Below are 16,228 nucleotides of genomic sequence, written 5' to 3'. Positions count from 1 at the left end.
ACGGCGCTTCTGCACTACTACGAGCCGGTCCGTCCCTCCGCCTCGCCCCGGTACTCGGCCCCTTGCAGTGTCCGCTGCTTGGGGTACTCCCTTCGGCCGGACGCTCCAACACGCGCCCGACACCGCTGAGACGGCAGGTTCCCACGTTCCGTACTGGCGCCCAAGCCGAACTCGCGCCACCTTGACGCCGGTCACCACCTGGCCAGCAAGCAGGCACCCGCCAGGCTCATCCCGGGGCAACAACTGGACCCCGGTTTCGATGACGCCGCTACGCTTTCGACGTTTCATCAGTGGTTCACTCTCGTTCGCCTTCTCGGCTCACACCTGACGCATCTCGTGCGCCTTTTCCGCGACGCTCACCACCACGGCCATTGAGCCGCAGCAACTCGCGGTGGTTTGGGACCTCCCCCTGCGTGAGCGATCCCGGAGGACCTACCTCCATCACCAGCACAGCACCGCATCCGAAGCTCGCGATCTTCTACATCACAACCTCCATCAGCGTTCGTGGCGCACAGTCGTCCGCGTACCGGATCAACCGGTAGTTGGGCAGCCCCTTCTGGCGGCGGGTCCAGCGCTGTTTCGTGGTCGAACGCGCTCCGCCCGGTGCCTGGACGAAGTGCTCGTCCAAAACCGAGAGAGCCACGTTGGCCAGCAGCGGAGACAAGATCCCTCCTTGCGGGGTGCCGGTGACGGTCTCCTTGGACGTGCCGACCTCGGTGAGGATGCCCGCCTTCAGAAACGCCTTTACCAGCGCGAGCACGCGCTTGTCCCCGATCCGTCCGCGCACCCGGTCCATGAGGGCCGGGTGCGAGATCTCGTCGAAGCAGGCCTTGATGTCGCCCTCCAGTACCCATTCGTAGGTCTTGGATGCCAGGAAGCGCGTCTCGGCCATCGCGTCGTGCGCTCGCCGGTTCGGCCGGAACCCATACGAGCACGGAAGGAAATCCGCCTCGAAGATCGGCTCCAGCACCAGCTTCAAGGACGCTTGGACCACCCGGTCGGCGATCGTCGGGATCCCCAGACGGCGGCGCTTGCGCGTCCCCGGCTTGGGAATCATCCGCTCTCTGACCGGAACGGGCCGGAACGTCTGGTTCCTGAGCTGCTCACGCAACTCCTCCAGGAACTGTTCAGTCCCGATCCGTTCCTGGACGAAGGCGGCGGTTATCCCGTCGACTCCGGCCGAGCGTGCGCCCTTGTTCCCCGCAACCCGCTCCCAAGCCATCAGCAGAAAGCCGGGATCGGTGACGAGGTTGAACAGATCGTCGAACCGACGATGAGGATCATCGGTCGCCCAACGGTGCAGCTTGGTCTGGATCTCCAGTACCCGTCGCTCGGCCCTCAACAGGCCCCACGACGGATCACTCGTATTCACCAGCGAACCTCCTGGTCTTCCAGTACTTCCACCACTGACTTGCTGGCTCCCTTCGCCATGTGGCCGGCTTTCCCGGCCTCGGACTACTACGGAGCCTCCGCCCCGCCCGATGCCATCAGCAGACGTCGCGCCTGCCCTTCCGCCACGCTGGCCGCGCGGGGCGAGGGCGGCACCGGACGGTTCCCACGTTCGTCACGAAGTCGATCGACAGGTGAGGCGTCCAGCTCTACCCCTGCGGCATCGCCACGACTACGCCGCAGACCTTCGTCGTGGCCTCCCCGGGGTGGTTCACATGGTCCCGAGGAGTTCCCCGCCAATGAGCTAGTAGGGCTTGGTTAGGTGGGGACGGGCTGGGCATGTCTGGGTAACGCGCGGCGGCAGGTGGGGCAGATACCGGCCCAGCAGGCCAGAAGCAGCTGCAACTCGGCGATGACCCGGTAGGTGCTCAAGCCGCAGCCGGCGCTTTTGGGTTGAGCCTTTCAAGGGTGCAGAACGCGTGAGCGACCGAGACCAGGGTGACGTGATGATGCCAACCGCTCCACGTGCGACCCTCGAAGTGGTCCAGGCCCAGGCCGGTCTTCAGCTCACGGTAGTCGTGCTCGATGCGCCAGCGGATCTTCGCCAGACCCACCAGACGCCGCAATGGAACATCGGCCTCCAGCGTGGACAACCAGTACTTGACCGGCTCCGGCTCACCGGGCGGCCATTCGGCTAGCAGCCAGCACACCGGCAACTCCCCGCCCGCGTAAGCGCGGCGGATCCGCACGCCCGCCGGCCGTACCCGCAGCGCGGCAAAGCGCGAGCGCAACGGCCCCTTGGACCCCATCCGCCACCGCACTGTGTGCAGCGCGCGCCGCCCGCCCTCCAGCACCAACTGCCGGGCGCTGATGCGCCGCTGCCGGTAGCGGGGCACCGGCCGCCGCCCGGTCCCCGCATACGGCGCGACGCTGCGGCAGGCCTCGGCCTCCAGCAGCGCGGTATCGGAACGCACCCCCACCACGTAGGGAATATCGCGCTCGGTCAGGCCCAGGCGAAAGGCCCCGTCTTGACCGTAGCCCTCATCGGCGACCACCAACGGCGGATCCAGCCCCCAACTCTCCAGCTCGTCGATCATGTCCAGAGCCAGCTGCCACTTGGGCACATGACCGACGTCGGCGGGGATCCGGCAGCGCTGCCGGCGTGCCGCCACCGCGGCCGGATCCTCCGTGCGCGGTGAGGCCGGATCCCACTGCTCGGGCACGAACAGCCGCCAGTTCACCGGGCAGGAGGCGGCGTCGGTGACCAGATGCACGCTCGGCGCGACCTGGCAGTTCGCGGTTTTGCCCAGCGCCCCGCAATACTGCGCGGCCACGCCCGGCGACTCCTGGCCGTCCTTGACAAAGGACACATCATCGACCACCCAGGCGGCCGGGTTGATCGCCGCGTCCATCCGCCAGGCCAGCTCGGCCAAAACCAGCTGATGCGACCAGGGGGCATCGGTGCAGAACTGCTGCAGCCCTTGGCGGTCCACGCCCAGCCGGGCCGCCATCGGCTCCATCGATTTCCGCGCTCCGTCGGTCAGCAGGCCGCGCACATACCGCTCGCCCCACCGCCGCTGATCAGCACGGGCGAAACCGGAGAACATCTCAGCGGCAAACGTCTCCAGCCGCGCCCGCACGGCCTCGAGTTCTTGAGGGGTCATCTTCCCTCACCCCCAAACAGGTGACATACCGTCCCCTACCCGAGGTAACCAAGCCCTACTAGTTCCATCCTGTCCTCGCAGGTCGGAGGGGGTGGCCTGGCGGTGTTGAGTGTGCTCTCTCCTGGTAGACGGCTGGGATCATGGGTCTCGATCGTCCGCCGGGGGCAAATGTGGATCTTCCGGCTTTCGTCTGCGCTGCCCGGCCTGGGGTCGTTATCGTCCGTGTCCTGGTGATCTCGCCAGGTAATCGTTGTCTTGTCGGCCGGGGGAAGCCATGTCGTCACCGCTGCTGGAGCGCATCACCATGCGCCTGGTCGCGCTGGGCACGCACGCCGATCGGTTGCGCGAGCAACTGGCCGAGACCGAAGACGAGATGGACCGGCTGCGTGTGGCCGAGCAGGTGGTCAAGGAACTCCTCGCCGACGATCCCGCCGAGCAGCTCAACGCACCCGGCGAGCCCGGCGGTGAGCCGACGCCGTTCTACCAGGTGATGCTCACCCCAGCCCAGGCAGCAGAGCAGGCCTCCCAGGGGATAGAGCTGCGCCCCATACCCGTACCCGTACCCGCGTCCGTGCCCGTGCCCGGCGGTTTGCTGATCCCGCACCGTCACCACGCTGCCGGCACTGATGAGCTGCCCGCCGACTACCAGGCGCTACTGGCCGCGGTACGCGCCGCCGACGGCCCCCTCATCTGCAAGGCGATCTGCGCCCAGCTCAGCCTTTCCACCGAATCGGGGCAGGTCGAAGGCGTGCGGGCCAAGCTGAACCGGCTGGCCGAGCGGGGCTGGCTGCGCAAGACCCCCAGCGGCGCGTTCGCCCCCTGACCTCGGGCGGCCCACTGCGCCCACTGCCGCTTCCCGCAGCCCCTGGCCAGGCCCTGCCCGGGTGAAACATCCCGAGCGTGTCCCCGGCGGGGGCCTGGCGGCGTGTGACCACAACCAAAACCACGACATCGACAACGTCGAAGGCTTCGACGTCCGCCGAAGACACGCCCTCGCCTGTCTACTCCTGCATGCTGCCGCTGTCCACCCAAACCCTCACCTTCCTGGCCGACCTGCTGCGCGCTCATCTCAAGACCATCGGCTCGCGCTGGCGGAAACTGCCCGCCGGGAAGATCGCCACCATCGTGCTGGCCGTCTTACGCCATGACCAGCGCCTGGCCGACATGGCCGGCGCCAACAACGTCTCGGCCTCCACCGTGCGACGCTGGATGCTGGAGACCGTCGAACTGCTCGCCGCCCGCGCACCCCGCCTGGACCGCGCCCTGAAGAAGATCGCCAAAGCCGGTGGTGAGGTCGTCCTGCTGGATGGCACCCTGATCCGCACCCGCCGCCGCACCGGAGCCGACAACCGCAGGAACTACTCGGGCAAGCACAAGGCCCACGGGCTGCTCGTGGTGGCGCTCACCGACACCCGCGGCAACCTGCTGTGGGTCTCCGCCGTCCGGCCTGGTCGCGCATCGGAGATCACCACCGCCCGGCACAACCGCCTCACCGCCCGCCTGCGCGAGGCCGGGCTGGGCGCTATCGCCGACCTCGGCTTCGTCGGCCTGGACGACGATGACGACAATCCGGTCATCATCACCGGCCGCAAAGCCACCCGCGGCAGGCCCCTCACCCCCGCGCAAAAGCAGGTCAACCGGCTCATCAGCGCCGAACGCGCCCCCGTCGAGCACGGCTTCGCCACGTTGAAGGCCTGGCGCATCCTCACCAAGCTCCGCCTGGACGCCATCCACGTCACCAAGCTGCTCCGCGCGCTGATGGTCCTGGCCATCACCGAACACACCCGCTGACCGATGATCACCCACCATGATCAGTACCCACCACCAGCCAGAGCATGCCCTCAACGGATCACACCAGGCCCCTGACCAGCAACTTCAAGTTGGAACGATCTCAATGAACCGGCCGACGTCGACGGACAGCTCCACCCCCAGTTTCATCCCGGAGGGTGCCTTTTGGGGCGAAGTCCGGATCGGTCGATTCGGTCCAGGAGCGGGTGTGGCGCCGGCGAACCTTCTCTTTGAGCAGGATCCGGCGGACCTGGCTGCGCGCGACGGTGATACCTGCCGCGCGGGCGGCGGCGGTCAGGCTGTCCAGCGTCCACTGCGGTGGGCCGCTCTCGTCGGCCGCGGCCAGGTCGCCGGCCTCGTCGCGGGCCAGCCGTCCGGGCGGGGTCGAGCGCGCCAGGGCGATGATGCGCCCGCGTTCGACCTCGGTGATCCGGGGTTTGCGGCCCGCTCCGGGCCGGTCGCCGAGCCCGGCCAGGCCTTCGGTGTTGAAGCGCTCGATCCGCTCGCGCACGGTCTGCATGTGACAGCCCAGCTTGGCGGCGATGGCGCTGGTGCGTAGTCCCTGCCAGCTGAACGCGATGATCTGCGCCCGCATGATCCAGTCGCCCGGGGCGTGACGGGCCCCGGCCAGCTTGCGGATCTGTCGTTCCTCTTCGGCGTCCATCGGTGGACGCGCATGTAGCAGTTTCGGCATGACAATCCCCCCTGGGACCATCATCGCCCCAGGTCAACAGGGATATCAGCCCTCATTCAGGAACGGAGCACTACGGTGGTTTGTTGACATGGGGTCGATGTCGCGGTAAGCCGGTGGATAGGGGTAGTTGGTGCTGTTCGGGGGTGGTCGTGGTGGTGACCGCGCGGCGTCCGTGTCCACCGGCGCCGGGTCCGTTGGAGGAGTACGCGGCCCGGTTCGATGATCTGTGGTGCTCGCTCGCGCAGCGCCGGGGGTTCCGCGAATATCTGGCCGGGCTGTTGTTGCCGCGGGACCGGAACAAGACGCTGACGGCCCTGGCCGGTGCGGAGCCGGTGGTCGGGGCCCAGAATGCGGCGGTGCAGCGGCTGCAGTTCTTCTGAGTCGGAGTCGCCGTGGGATCACGAGAAAGTCAACGCCCGGCGCCTTGAGCTGCTGCGGGCCGATCCGGTGACCGCGCCGCATGCGGGCGGGGTGCTGGTGGTCGATGACACCGGGGACCGCAAGGACGGCACCGCCACCGCGCACACCGCCCACCAGTATCTGGGCTCGGTCGGGAAGATCGAGAACGGGATCGTGGCGGTGACCACACTCTGGGCCGACGAGCGGGTCTACTACCCGCTGCACGCGGTGCCCTACACCCCCGCCGCTCGGCTGCCTCGCGGCCGCAGCGATCCGGCATTTCGCACCAAGCCGCAGCTCGCGGCCGCTCTGGCAGGTCGGGCTCAGGCCGCCGCCGTGCCGTTTCGGGCGCTGGTGGCCGACTGCGCCTACGGCGACAATGCGGCCTTCACCGCTGAACTGTGGGCCGCTGGATTGGCCGTTCGTGCTCGCGCTCAAGCCGCACCAGGGCTCCTGGGCTCCGGTGGATGAGGCGCACACGCCGATCGACGCCGCCCGTGAGCTTGCCTGGGGAGGTCCCCAAGCGCCGGGCGCCTGGACCAAGGTCGTGCGGCGGTTTCGCGATGGCCGTAGCACCGTGTGGTGGGCCGCGGACGCGGTCTTGGGCGGCTACGGCCCGCACCAGGCGGTCCGGCTGATCGTCGCGACCGCCGACCCGGCGACGCTGCCGGCCAAGGCGACCTGGTATCTGGCCACCAACCTGCCCCGCCCTGGGAGCGTCCGTGCGGCCTGGAGCCCGCATCCGGCCGCCGGCCTGGCCGAGATCGTGCGCCTCTACGGCCTGCGGACGTGGATCGAACAGGGCTACAAGCAGGTCAAGGACGAACTCGGGTGGGCCGATTTCCAGGTCCGCTCCGATGCCGCGATCCGCCGCCACTGGGCCCTGGTGGCCTGCGCGTTCACCTTCTGCCGGCATGCCCGGCCCGCCGATCCGGTCCCGCCACCACACCTCCCGCCCGCCCCGGCCGACACCGACGGCGGAGAGAGGGGGGCCCACCGCCACAGTGCCACCCGTGCCACTGTGCTGGCCCCGCGCCGTCCGCTACGTCCGCGGTTGGCTGACCCCCTGCGCACTGCTGCAACGCTGGTGGCGCAACTGGTCGAGCAGGCCCCCGCCCGCTGAACTACAGGCCCTGGTCACAGCCGTCACCGCGGGGCGGTCCCTCGACCTCTACGCCCCGCCTTAACAAACCACCGTAGTGCTTCGTTCCTCAAAGGCTGTAGATGAACTGGCGGCGTAGGTGTCGGCCTGTCGTTAACGAAGCTGTCACCAGGTACATGCGATCGCGTTGGCCCTGGTCAATGCATCGGAGTGCTGGCCTGGGCATGAGCATCGAGCGGAACAGGTTTGATCAGCGGCCCATTTGGTCGCGGCGTCGGCGGGCGGCGCGGATCTCAGCGTCGGCGACCTTGTCGTCCAGCAGCGCGTACAGCTGGGTGGTCTCGGTCGAGGCATGGCCGAGACGGCGGCGGACGGCTTCGATGGTGACGCCGACGTTGATGAGTTCGGTGGCGTGGGCGTGGCGCAGCTGGTGAATGTCGATCTCCACGTCGGCGTCGGCGCAGTAACGCTGCCAGCGGTGGTGGGCGGCGTCGTAGGACAGCGGCCCACCCGCGCCGTTAATGCTGGCCCGGAACAGCGGCCCGGCGGTGTAGCCGGTGCGGACCAGGTAGAGCTTGAGCAGTGCGACGTAGCCGCGGTCGTCCAGCAGCACGGTGCGTACGCTGCCGCCCTTGCCGTGGATGCGCACGTGCTCGTCGTCCAGGCGCAGGTCCAGGTCTTCGACGTACAGGCCGCACACCTCGGAGGCGCGGGCGCCGCAGACGTAGGCGGTCTCGAACAGCACCCGGTCGCGCAGCCGGTCCAGCGGCAGGTCCTTGCGCGGGCGCCGGGTGCAGATCGCGGCCAAGACCTTGGCGACGTCGGCCGCGCTGGCCGGGCGGGGCAGCGTCTTGGGCACTTTGACGGTGTCGATCCGATCCATCGGGTTGGCCTGCAGCAGGTCGTGACGGACCGCCCACTTGGTGAAGGAGGCGACGGCGGCGCGCTTGCGCTTGCGGCTGGCCGGCGACAGCTCGGCGAGCTCGGCCAGGTAGGCGCGGATCGGCGTCGCGGTCAGCGCGCCGATTTCGCCGTCGTGGTGGGCGGCGAACCGCAGCAGGTCTCCGCGGTAGGCGCGCCGGGTATGCGAGGAGGCTCCGGCGTTGGCCAGGTCGGTGAGAAAGTCGTCCAGGTGCCGGGCGAGCGGGTGGGCGCGGCCGAGTTGCTCGACGATGATCGGATCCACGGTGCGGTCCTCCCGTTCGCCGAGTTGCCAGATAACCGGGAAACGAAGCTTTCGCAGTGAACGACGCTCGCCCAGCTCGCAGGGGGTCCGTGATCGCTATCTTGCCAGATAACGAAGGTTATCTAAGAACCGATCGCGGGCCCGACTCGCGATCACAGTCTCGGGGTCGTCTCCATCCCGGGCACCTTGCAGCGTCAACCCAGGCGGGCCGGCGCTGCTCGCCCGTCGGCCTGCGACTCAACCAAGATCGCCATTGTGGGGTTTGGGCTTACCTTGGCTACAACCCCTACTCCATGCTGCGGTCGTAGGCGTCGCGGGCGGCGGCGATCGTGGCGCGGTGCCGTTCCGCCCACGAGGTGAGCGAGGCCAAGGATGCGTACAGTTCCAGCGCGACCTCGGTAGCGGTGTACTCGACCTTGGGCGGCACCGTCGGATAGACGGTCCTGACGAGCAGGCCATCACGCTCCAGATTGCGCAGGGTGAGCGTCAGCATGCGCCGGCTGATGCCCTGGACCGTCCGCTCCAGCTCCGTGAACCGCACCGGGCCGTGCGCGGTCGCGAGCAGGATCCCGATGGTCCACTTGCCGCTGACCCGGTCGAGCACCTCCAGCACCGTGCAGGCCGCCGAGTCATGCGAGTCGTGGACCTGCGCTGATACATCGGTGTTCCTCTGGACCATGAATGTGCCTTCTTCCGCTAGGCCTCCATGGTCACAAATGATGGCCTCGGTAACAAGCCATCTACTCAGGAACGAAGGTGACCCTTGAGCGAGACAGCCAACCGGGCCGACCGCATGCGCTGGCCCGCGCTGTACGTGCTCTGCGCGGGAACACTGATGATCGTCCTCGACGGGAGCATCGTCACCGTGGCGCTGCCCACCATCGGCTCAGCCCTGCACTTTTCCCAGACCAGTCTCTCCTGGCTCGTCAACGCCTACATGATCGCATTCGGTGGACTGCTCCTGCTGTCCGGGCGGCTCGGCGACCTCATCGGCCGCAAACGCATGTTCCTGACCGGCATCACGGCATTCACCGCGGCCTCACTACTCTGCGGCCTGTCAGGAAGCCAGGAACTGCTGATCACCGGACGGTTCCTTCAGGGCGTCGGCGGCGCCATGGCCAGCGCCGTCACCTTGGGCATGATCGTGACCATGTTCACCGAACCCCGCGAACAGGCCAAGGCGATCGGCGTCTTCAGCTTCGTGGCCGCGGCCGGGGGCTCGATCGGCGTCATCGCCGGAGGAGTCCTCACCCAGGCCGTCGGCTGGTATTCGATCTTCTACATCAACGTCCTCATCGGGATCGTCATCGTGGCCCTGGCCGCGCGCCTGTTCCAGCCCGACCGCGGGCTCGGGTTCGGCGCGGGAGCCGACCTGCTCGGCGCGTTCCTGGTCACTTCAGGACTGATGCTGCTCGTCTACACCATCAACAAGGCCGAGGAACACGGCTGGGGCTCGGCCCACACCCTCGGCCTCGGCGCTGCGTCGATCGTCCTGCTCGCGGGGTTCGTCCTGCGACAGGCCAAGGTGAGCAGCCCGCTGCTACCGCTGCGCCTCTTCCGGTCGCGTTACCTCTGGGGGGCCAACGTCGTCCAGATCCTCTTCGTGGCCGCCTTGTTCGGGTTTCAGTTCCTTCTGGCCCTGTACCTTCAATCGGTCAACGGATACAGCGCCATCGAAACCGGCCTGGCCTACCTGCCCGGTCCCATCGTGATCGCGGCGATCTCACTCGGCCTGTCCGCACGGCTCATGACCCGCTTCGGCGGCCGCACCGTGCTGCTGGCCGGCCTGGTATCCACGGTGGCCGCTCTCCTGCTGCTCGCCCGCCTCCCCCTGCACGCCACCTACACCATGGACGTCCTTCCGGCCGTGGTCCTGCTCGGAGCCGGCGCGGGCCTGGCACTTCCGGCGGTCATCGGCCTGGCCATGTCCGGCGCCACACTCAGCGATTCGGGCCTGGCCTCTGGACTGCTCAACACCACCCAGCAGATCGGGGGAGCCCTCGGCGTCGCGGCCCTGGCCACCCTCGCCAGCTCACATGCGCAGAACCTGCTTCCCAGCGCCGAGAGCGCCGCTGCAGCTTCTACTTATGGCTATCGCCTGGCCTTCGGCGTCGCGGCCGGACTCCTCGTCGCCGCCTTCCTCCTCACGGCCACCGTGCTGTCATCGCCCAAGGCCCTCCCACCGCGACCGTCCGAGGGCGGAACACCGTCAGACGCCACGGATGCCTCCGCTTCAGCGCGATCCAGCGCCGGCGAGATCCCGCAGGGTCCGGATGGCGGAACCGATCCGGGGGCCAGCAGTGCCGGTGCCGGTCGAGCTCGGCTCGAGCGGTCTTGAACGAGATCCCCCCTATCGCTCAACCAGTCGAACGGCGGAATCGTCGAGCCGTCGGCCGCGAGGGCTTCTGCGGCTCGATTCGGTGACGCGACGTGATCCACCTGGTCGGCTGGTGGCGGCGATGGCCGCCATAGGCGAGTCCGCGGACTCCCGCCCGTTTGGCAGCCGGTGCTCGGCGGTGGTTACGGGGACGGACCCCCCTGCCATGCGCAACGCCCCCTGCACCGTGCTGCGGATACGGCCACCGCCATGTGGCGTTCACAATCCGCCGCATGGCGGCAGATCCCTTGCCGAAGACCACCGAACATGAAGATCTTGATCACATCACTCTTGGAGTTGACAATGACCGCCTTCGTCTCTGATCCATCTCAGGCTCCCGTCGGCCCGCCTCCACCTTTCGACCCGGAACTCGAACCGGCCCTGCGCATGATCAACGAGGTCCTGCCGCCCGACGCGTTCAGCGACCTCACCGCCCTGCCGACCCTCCGCCAGGGCCCTCCCGGCATGCAACCTGCGCCGCACGAGGCGTTCAGCAAGGGTGGCGCCTTCACCGTCGAAGAGCGGACGGTGCCAGGACCTCAGGGCGCTCCGGACGTCTCCTTGCTGATCTGCCGGCCGGCGGCGGCGGCTGTGCCTGTTCCGGTGATCTATTACATGCACGGCGGTGGCATGGTCATGGGCGACAACCGGTCACAAGTCCCGGAGATGCTCGACATGGCCCAGGAGGTAGGCGCGGCCGTGGTGTCGGTGGAATACCGGCTGGCACCGGAGACCCCGCACCCCGGTCCGGTCGAGGATTGTTACGCCGGTTTGGCGTGGACCGCCGAACACGCCGAGGAACTCGGCTTCCATCCTGAGCGGATTATCGTCGCCGGGCGCAGCGCCGGCGGTGGCCTGGCTGCGGCCCTGGCCCTGATGGCCCGTGACCGTGGCGGCCCGGCCCTGTTCGCGCAGATGCTGATGTACCCGATGATCGACGACCGCAACGACACTGCCTCAGCGCGCCAGCTGGCTGGGCTGGGCCTCTGGGACCAGGCGTCCAACCAGGGTGGATGGACGGCCCTACTCGGCGACGCCCGGGGCACCAACGACGTCTCCCCCTATGCGGCGCCGGCGCGGGCGGCGGACCTGTCTGGGCTGCCGCCCGCGTTCATCGACGTGGGATCCGCCGAGACCTTCCGCGACGAGGATGCCACCTACGCCAGTCGTATCTGGCAGGCCGGGGGGAGTGCTGAACTGCACGTGTGGCCCGGCGGCTTCCACGGGTTCGACGGCCTGGTGCCGCAGGCGGTGCTGTCTCGGAACGCCCGAGAGGCACGCGCCGGGTGGCTGGGCAGGATTTTGTCCATGAGCTGAGACGGACACGGTCGGCGCGGAGCCGGATGCCGTGCTGTGGCTCGAATAGCCCGGCCCAGAGCTACGCGTGCGCGGAAGGCTTCGCCCCGACCTTCGGACGGGGGCCTGACGACCGCTGCACCAAAACACTGCAGCGCGTCTCTCCCTTCGATCCCTTAGGGGTCCCAGTAGTCCTGACGAAACTTTCGTCGGATATGCCCTTTACCTGCAGTGATGCAGGGACTCTGTGGCTGGGGTAGCGAGGGCGCGCTGGAATTCGGGTACGGCGAGGGCAGACGGCCGTTGTGGACGATGCGTGACCGGGACGCCGAGGCCGTCCGGAAGGCGCTGCGCAAGGCGGGGCGGCGGGTAAGTAACAGTGTCACCAGGCCCAAGGGAGCAACGTTTGCGCAGGTCAGTGGTCCGTGATGAGTGCGTCGAGTGCTGCGGCCCGGTCTGCTGAGGTGGGCAGGGTGTACCGCCGGGTGGTGTCGAGGCGCTCATGTCCCATCAGCTCAGCGACCAAGATCAGGTCCTTGCCTGCGCGCACGAGTTGGGTGCCGAAGGTGCGGCGCAGCACGTGCGGGCCGAAGGGTTCGGCGGGGTCGTCGTTGATGCCGGCGGTCTCGCCCGGGCGGATGATGATGTCGCGGGCGGCGCGGTCGGTCAGGCGGCCGCCGCGGCGGTTGAGCAGCAGCGCCGTGGTGTCGGCCGAGCCGGGCCAGTTCGTGCGGGCCTCTAGCCAGGTCTGCAGGACGGTGCGCAGGTCGGGGTGGATGTCGACGGTGCGGATCTTGCCGCCGTCGTGGCCCTTGCCGCGTACCCGCAGTTCGCCCTTGCGGGCTGAGAGGCGCACGTCGGCCAGGTCGAGGGCGACGACCTCGCTGATGCGCAGGCCCGCGAAGTAGGGCAGCAGCGCGATCGCAGCGTCGCGAGAGGGGGCGTTCTTCTCCACCTCCCGCAGGTAGCGGCGTGCGCGTCGCTCGTTCAGGGCCTTGGGCGCGGTGCGGCGCTGGGCGCGTTCGCGGCGGGCGGCGGTGACGGCCAGGGCTCGGCGGGCGTGGAAGTCGTCGATGGCGGCCAGCACGTTGTCGATCGTGGTGGAGGCGCGTCGGCCGTTCTTCAGGTGGCGTCGGTAGTCGCGCACCGCCCACGCGGCGGCGGTGGGGTCGGTGAGCGGGTCGCCGTCCAGAGCGCCGTCGGCGGCGGCCTGGGCGAGGAAGGCGAGGAAGCCGCGCACCCGTGAGCGGTACTTGGCCTTGCTGGAGTCGGCCAGCGGCGAGCCCTCCAGCGCGGCCGCGTAGGAGGCGAGCACCTCCTCATAGATAGGGGGCAGGTGGACCGGTTGGCGTCCGCGCGGAACCGGTTGCGTGTTTCCGGAAGCTGTTTCGCCGTCCTGTGATACCTGCTTCTGCGCGTTTCCGGAAGTCATTCCCACAGTTTACTTCCGGAATTGAGCAATTCCGGAAGTTAGTCATCCGGGCGAGCTCAGCTGGGACGCTCCGAACGGTCCAGCTACTCCTGATTACAGAGAGGGACCTCAGCCCTCCGACTGATTACGCACAGATACTTTGGGGCTCATCGCGCGGACCCGAGCGGAGGGCCTTCATTTTCGTCCGGATCGGAAGATGGCGATTGCGACGATGATCAGGATGGCCAGCAGTATCGAGATGCCGATCAGGGCTGCGGCATGGCCGTAGTGGGGCAGGTGTGCGTCTCCTGCGAGTGCGGCACAGGTGCTGCCGGTGATGAAGGTGCCCTGGGTGCGGTGAAGGGCGGACTGCCCGAGCATAGATTTCCTCACCCTCAGTGACTCTAGACTTCGGCTGCTGCGGGGTCGCGCAGGCTAGGCCCGGGGTCGAGAAAGAGGCCGGTGGTGAGATGCTCCAAGCGGGCGTCCGCGTTCAGGAGCAGGTGGGCGGTGAGACTGCTCTGGCCGGTGCCGGTGGTGTTGAGCCTGTAGGTCCTCGTCGGCGTCAGGGACGTCGTGGTCGATGAGCCGTCCCAGTGGCCGGCCGAGGAGGTGGATGACCACGACGGTGGCGGTGGCAAGGCCGGTGAAGGTGAACTGTCCGGAGGCGGCCAAGACGCCGATGGCGGCTGAGCACCACAAAGTGGCGGCGGTGTTGAGACCGCGGACTTTGAATCCGTCGCGCAAGATTACTCCGGCGCCGAGGAAGCCGATGCCGGACACCACGTAGGAGGCGACCCGGGTGGGACTGCCGGTGTCACCGACGGCGACGGAGTACAGGACGAACAAGGTGGCCCCGGCTGCGACGAGGGCATTGGTGCGGAGTCCGGCCATGCGGGCGCGCCATTGGCGTTCGATGCCGATCAGTGCGCCGCAGCCTGCCCCGGCGGCCAAACGCAGCGCGAACTCGGTGGTGGTCAGGGTGTACATGATCGATCACCGCCCCTCCTTCACGTCATGGCCGATACGCCGGATCTCAGTCACAGGGGACCGGTGGAGCGGCCGGTAAAGCGGTTATGTAAACGAGTGGTTCCGCAGCCGTGAGGTTCAGTGGCCGAGCACCATCTGGGCGATCTTGATGATGACCAGCGCCATGGCGACGACCAGGTAGAGGCGTAGAACGCCCATGCCGACCTTGCGTCCGGTGGACATGACCGGCCTGGTGAGCGCGGTTAGCGGCGGCATCCGCCAGGTGTCCTTGCCGGTGCGGTCGATCGGCCCGTCCGCCGCGCCTGCGGCGGTCAAGTGGCGGCGGGCGAGGGCGTATCCGATGGCGAGCATCCCGGCCGCGCCACACGCCTCAATGATCATGAAGATATGGGTCGCTGTGATGCCCGGGAACAGCACCGCGGCGGTGAGGACGATCGACAGGGTGACCAGCACGCCGACCACTGCTGAGGCGAGCAGGTTGGTCCTGCGTTCGTTCACCCATGGCCCGAGGACCTGCTTGTCGTTGCACAACATGAGCAGGAACACCGAGGCGCTGGGCAGCAGCACCCCTGCGAGGGCCTGCACGCCCTCGGTGAGCAGGCCGAGCGGCGAGCCGGGGATCAGTACGACGGCCGCCGACAGGATGATCAGAGCGGCGTACACCGCGTAGAAGCCCTTGGCCTGCGTGATCCGCCGATGTAGTGAGTGCTTCAGTCCCAGGACGTCTCCGATGGCGTAGGCGGTGGACAGGGAGACCGCGAACGCGCCGATGACGCAGGCGTCCAGCAGCGCGACGGCGAACAGTCCCCCTGCGATCCTGCCCGCATAGGCCTCCAGACCGTGCGCGATGTCGGCGGAGTCGGTGAAGTTCCCGAACCCCTTGGTCCCCTCGAAGATCGCGGCGGTGAAGCCCATCATCGCGGCAGCGCCGATCATCACCACGAGGATGCCGATCCACAGGTCGGCCTTCTCATACTTCATGAAGCGCGGAGTGATGCGCTTGTCAACGATGTAGGACTGCTGGAAGAACAGCTGCCACGGGGCGACGGTCGTGCCGACGACCCCGATGATGAGCAGCATCAGCGTGGCCATCTGGCCGGAGGCGGCGGGCAGCGACGGGACGAGGAAGTCGTGTGCCATCTGCGAGGCGGCCGGGTGCGCCATGACGTAGAGAGGGACGAGCAACAGCGATGCGCCGCACAGCGCGATGGCGATCCGCTCGAAGCGGCGGAAGGACCCGGTGAAGGCCGCCGCCACGATCACCAGCCCGGCCAGGATCACTGAGGGGATCTTCGGCAGGCCCAGGTACCCGGCGGCGAGGGTGATGCCGATGAACTCGGTGATGAGGGTGAGGGCGTTGAGGATGAACAGATCGATGACACTGAAGGCACCCCAGAACGTGCCGAACCGCTCCAGGATCAGGCGGGCGTGGCCGACACCGGTGACGGCGCCCAGGCGCAGCACCATCTCCTGGTTGACGTACAAGACGGGGACCAGGAGCAGCAACGTCCACAGCAGCTTGGTGCCGTAGTTCTGGCCGGCCTGGCCGTAGGTGGCGAACGCACCGGCATCGTTGTCTCCGACCATTACGATCAGGCCGGGACCGATGATCGCCAGTAGCGTCTTGAACTTGGCAGACAGGCCCAGCCGGGGCGCCGTGTCGCCGTGTCGGATGGTGCCCAGGGCGCCACGGATGTCGCCGACGTGGGCGCTGTCCAGCACCGCCCCGCGACGGTCGGTGGCGATACCGCCGGTCACAGGGGTGTCGGTGGTGACCATGCTGGACCCCTCTCAGCCCGCAACGAGCTGTCAGGGGCACGCGTGTAGCCGCCCTCCTCACGAACAGGGCGCAAGGTACCGCTCTTCGCGGGCCGTACTCGGGTGGGCGAGGCAGGCGCGAGGCGCGAGAAAGGTGGCTATCGCGTGCCGGAG

The 16,228-nt window shown here is 68.2% G+C and carries 16 protein-coding genes; 7 read left to right on the top strand and 9 right to left on the bottom strand.

The genetic code is table 11. The features are described from left to right. Positions 1-478: 478 nt before the first annotated feature. Both FHR32_RS46585 and FHR32_RS05580 read right to left on the bottom strand, forming a co-directional pair. On the bottom strand, positions 479-1,372 hold the full coding sequence (locus tag FHR32_RS46585; protein WP_184753220.1) for a reverse transcriptase domain-containing protein: 894 nt from the start codon (positions 1,370-1,372) through the stop codon (positions 479-481). Positions 1,373-1,817: 445 nt separating this feature from the next. Further along, positions 1,818-3,053, bottom strand: a complete 1,236-nt coding sequence (locus FHR32_RS05580) for an IS701 family transposase (protein WP_184753308.1) — start codon at positions 3,051-3,053, stop codon at positions 1,818-1,820. Positions 3,054-3,327: 274 nt separating this feature from the next. Here FHR32_RS05580 and FHR32_RS05575 point away from each other — a divergent pair, with 274 nt between their 5' ends. Further along, entirely contained in the window at positions 3,328-3,876 is a 549-nt protein-coding gene (locus FHR32_RS05575) for a hypothetical protein (protein WP_184753076.1), read from the top strand. A gap of 188 nt (positions 3,877-4,064) precedes the next feature. Then, positions 4,065-4,844, top strand: coding sequence for a transposase family protein (locus tag FHR32_RS05570; RefSeq protein ID WP_184753075.1), 780 nt, complete (start codon positions 4,065-4,067; stop codon positions 4,842-4,844). A 100-nt stretch (positions 4,845-4,944) separates the two neighbouring features. Here the strand turns inward: FHR32_RS05570 and FHR32_RS05565 are convergent, their stop codons facing one another. Continuing rightward, the gene (locus FHR32_RS05565) at positions 4,945-5,505 is read right to left on the bottom strand and encodes a helix-turn-helix domain-containing protein (RefSeq protein WP_246465993.1); all 561 of its coding nucleotides are present in this window, start codon (positions 5,503-5,505) and stop codon (positions 4,945-4,947) included. A 143-nt stretch (positions 5,506-5,648) separates the two neighbouring features. Between FHR32_RS05565 and FHR32_RS42840 the strand changes: the two genes are divergently transcribed. The 3 genes from FHR32_RS42840 to FHR32_RS42830 are packed head-to-tail and all read left to right on the top strand — an operon-like array spanning position 5,649 to position 7,057. Beyond that, positions 5,649-5,915, top strand: coding sequence for a hypothetical protein (locus FHR32_RS42840; protein WP_221465275.1), 267 nt, complete (start codon positions 5,649-5,651; stop codon positions 5,913-5,915). Continuing rightward, positions 5,884-6,405, top strand: coding sequence for an IS701 family transposase (locus FHR32_RS42835; protein ID WP_221465274.1), 522 nt, complete (start codon positions 5,884-5,886; stop codon positions 6,403-6,405). The genes FHR32_RS42840 and FHR32_RS42835 overlap by 32 nt, the downstream gene beginning before the upstream one ends. Beyond that, the gene (locus tag FHR32_RS42830; RefSeq protein ID WP_221465273.1) at positions 6,359-7,057 is read left to right on the top strand and encodes a hypothetical protein; all 699 of its coding nucleotides are present in this window, start codon (positions 6,359-6,361) and stop codon (positions 7,055-7,057) included. Before FHR32_RS42835 ends, FHR32_RS42830 begins: the two co-directional genes overlap by 47 nt. 229 nt (positions 7,058-7,286) lie before the next feature. Here FHR32_RS42830 and FHR32_RS05555 read toward each other — a convergent pair whose 3' ends face one another. Together FHR32_RS05555 and FHR32_RS05550 are read right to left on the bottom strand one after the other, a co-directional pair. Then, on the bottom strand, positions 7,287-8,222 hold the full coding sequence (locus FHR32_RS05555) for a tyrosine-type recombinase/integrase (RefSeq protein WP_184753306.1): 936 nt from the start codon (positions 8,220-8,222) through the stop codon (positions 7,287-7,289). Positions 8,223-8,508: 286 nt separating this feature from the next. Then, positions 8,509-8,901, bottom strand: coding sequence for a winged helix-turn-helix transcriptional regulator (locus FHR32_RS05550; protein WP_184753305.1), 393 nt, complete (start codon positions 8,899-8,901; stop codon positions 8,509-8,511). A gap of 84 nt (positions 8,902-8,985) precedes the next feature. On the opposite strand from FHR32_RS05550, the gene FHR32_RS05545 reads away from it, so the two are divergent. Together FHR32_RS05545 and FHR32_RS05540 are read left to right on the top strand one after the other, a co-directional pair. Continuing rightward, entirely contained in the window at positions 8,986-10,560 is a 1,575-nt protein-coding gene (locus FHR32_RS05545) for an MFS transporter (protein ID WP_246465991.1), read from the top strand. A 342-nt stretch (positions 10,561-10,902) separates the two neighbouring features. Then, entirely contained in the window at positions 10,903-11,916 is a 1,014-nt protein-coding gene (locus tag FHR32_RS05540) for an alpha/beta hydrolase (RefSeq protein ID WP_184753304.1), read from the top strand. Between the two features lie 394 nt (positions 11,917-12,310). Here FHR32_RS05540 and FHR32_RS05535 read toward each other — a convergent pair whose 3' ends face one another. From FHR32_RS05535 to FHR32_RS05520, 4 genes are all read right to left on the bottom strand, one after another. Continuing rightward, on the bottom strand, positions 12,311-13,210 hold the full coding sequence (locus FHR32_RS05535) for a tyrosine-type recombinase/integrase (RefSeq protein WP_312882033.1): 900 nt from the start codon (positions 13,208-13,210) through the stop codon (positions 12,311-12,313). A gap of 291 nt (positions 13,211-13,501) precedes the next feature. Beyond that, positions 13,502-13,687, bottom strand: coding sequence for a hypothetical protein (locus tag FHR32_RS05530; RefSeq protein WP_184753302.1), 186 nt, complete (start codon positions 13,685-13,687; stop codon positions 13,502-13,504). A gap of 54 nt (positions 13,688-13,741) precedes the next feature. Continuing rightward, the gene (locus tag FHR32_RS05525; RefSeq protein WP_184753301.1) at positions 13,742-14,296 is read right to left on the bottom strand and encodes an MgtC/SapB family protein; all 555 of its coding nucleotides are present in this window, start codon (positions 14,294-14,296) and stop codon (positions 13,742-13,744) included. 117 nt (positions 14,297-14,413) lie between these two features. Next, positions 14,414-16,075 carry an NRAMP family divalent metal transporter gene (locus FHR32_RS05520; protein ID WP_184753300.1) on the bottom strand — a complete coding sequence of 554 codons (1,662 nt, stop codon included), beginning with the start codon at positions 16,073-16,075 and terminating at the stop codon, positions 14,414-14,416. Positions 16,076-16,228: the final 153 nt, after the last annotated feature.

The organism is Streptosporangium album (assembly GCF_014203795.1).
Taxonomy (GTDB): domain Bacteria; phylum Actinomycetota; class Actinomycetes; order Streptosporangiales; family Streptosporangiaceae; genus Streptosporangium; species Streptosporangium album.
This window is presented reverse-complemented; position numbering and strand designations above follow the sequence as displayed.